The organism is Virgibacillus sp. GM2-2 (genome assembly GCF_055329585.1).
In genome coordinates this window covers 1-215 of sequence record NZ_JBUZWC010000207.1, presented here as the reverse complement: position 1 = coordinate 215, position 215 = coordinate 1, and the positions used below count along the sequence as shown (strand labels likewise).

The 215-nt window shown below is 34.4% G+C and carries 1 protein-coding gene; it reads right to left on the bottom strand.

Annotated features, from left to right (window positions below):
- Positions 1-215 (bottom strand): radical SAM protein (locus ACY9Z2_RS19575; protein WP_463611336.1); only part of this gene is annotated, 215 nt, incomplete at both ends.

Sequence of the window (215 nt, the reverse complement as noted above, 5' to 3'; positions counted from 1 at the left end):
GTAAAACATCAATTTTTTTTGCAGCCATACTACCGTTATCATAAACAGTAGTTACAAACCTTTCATTAGCATAATTGATGATTTCGCCGATATCATCACGTAAAAGCGGATCCCCGCCAGAAATCACCAACTCTACAATACCCATATTTTTAAGAATGTCTAAGCCTTTTTTGATTTCTTCTGTTGAAAGTTCTTCATGGCTTTTATCTTTCCAA